Genomic DNA, 1,328 nt, shown 5'->3' on the forward strand with positions numbered 1-1,328 from the left:
TCTTTTTTGCTAATCTATCCTTACCTTTCTTAAATAAATAAAAAAGCACTATTGTAAGTAATAGCACTAATACAATTGAGTTAATATTTAGTATTATAAAATCTAGCATATTACTTTATTCCTTTTATAGCTTTTATGACTTGTAATGCCAAAGCCATACTTTCTGCCCTTGTAATGTTATCATCAAATCTTTCTTCATGTATAATTACTCCGTGTTTCTCTAACTCCCTTTTTATTGCTGCTCCCCAATGTTCATTACTCATAGAATTTAAAGCCTCCTGTATTTTATTTAAAGTATTTTTTCCTGCGATTCCATCTGAGCTTAATCCATAATCTCTTTGAAATCTCTTTACTGCATTTTCTGTATTAGTACCAAATATACCATCTGGTTTTCCCACTTCTGTATATCCTATAGCTAATAAATCTGCTTGTAGCTTATAAACTAAATCTCCACTATCGCCTTTCCTAAGTGTAACCACGTTATTACCTCCTAGCTCTATTTGTACTAAATTCTTAAACCTTGTCCAGCCTTCCCAATTGTTATAATTCAAGATTCTAGGACAATTTTTGCCTATCCAATCGTAGTGTCTTCTTAGTCTATCCACTCCCCATCCTCTTTCTTTTAATAACTTAGCAACTAATTTAACTGTATTTTGAATTACTGCTTCTCTATTGCCACTCTCACACATTTCAATGCCTATGCTTGTGTTATTACCTTCGGAACTTCCTGCATGGTAAGATACTTCGTTTAGTGGTATAGCTTCTATAGCTTCTTTTTCATCAACTACTATATGCCAGCTTACTGAGTTAGTGTTTGAAGGATTAGTAAGCCAACCCCTTTCATTTCTAGCTGTAGAACTTGGATTTCCTGTACTATGAATAGTTAAATACTGAGCATTTAATTTTGTTCCCGGTCTTTTAGACTTAGAATTTGGAATGTGATTTACTACATAATTCATATAATTACCTCCTTATAAATTAAAAAAGCCCTCATAATCCATATACGAGTGCTTTAAGTCGCCTTTAAGTTTTATTAATGAAATATCTTTTTCTTTATTTCTCTGACATCTTCTTTTACATCTTCAACTATGTTGAATTTCTCAGATAGTTCCTTTATTATATCTTGATAATTTGCTTCTCTTTTACTGTTTTCTCTTAGTACATAAAATAACATAAATACGAATAATACTGCCCATAAGCCTTGACTTAAGGCTATTTTTATAATTTCTTGTTCCATCTCACACCTCACTATTTTTAAAATAAAAAAAGACCTTCTTTGGTCTAGTTCTGTCCTGCTAAATATTCAGCTACTGCGATTTGATATTCAT

The 1,328-nt window shown here is 31.5% G+C and carries 2 protein-coding genes; both read right to left on the minus strand.

The window, feature by feature from the left end; genetic code table 11:
* Window positions 1-110: 110 nt before the first annotated feature.
* Window positions 111-959: a peptidoglycan recognition protein family protein gene (locus CLPU_RS16270; protein WP_050379133.1), complete on the minus strand. Its 849-nt coding sequence runs from the start codon at window positions 957-959 to the stop codon at window positions 111-113.
* Between the two features lie 74 nt (window positions 960-1,033).
* Window positions 1,034-1,237, minus strand: a complete 204-nt coding sequence (locus tag CLPU_RS16275) for a BhlA/UviB family holin-like peptide (protein ID WP_050379135.1) — start codon at window positions 1,235-1,237, stop codon at window positions 1,034-1,036.
* Window positions 1,238-1,328 lie beyond the last annotated feature (91 nt).

The organism is Gottschalkia purinilytica, from assembly GCF_001190785.1.
In the GTDB taxonomy this organism is placed as follows: domain Bacteria; phylum Bacillota; class Clostridia; order Tissierellales; family Gottschalkiaceae; genus Gottschalkia_A; species Gottschalkia_A purinilytica.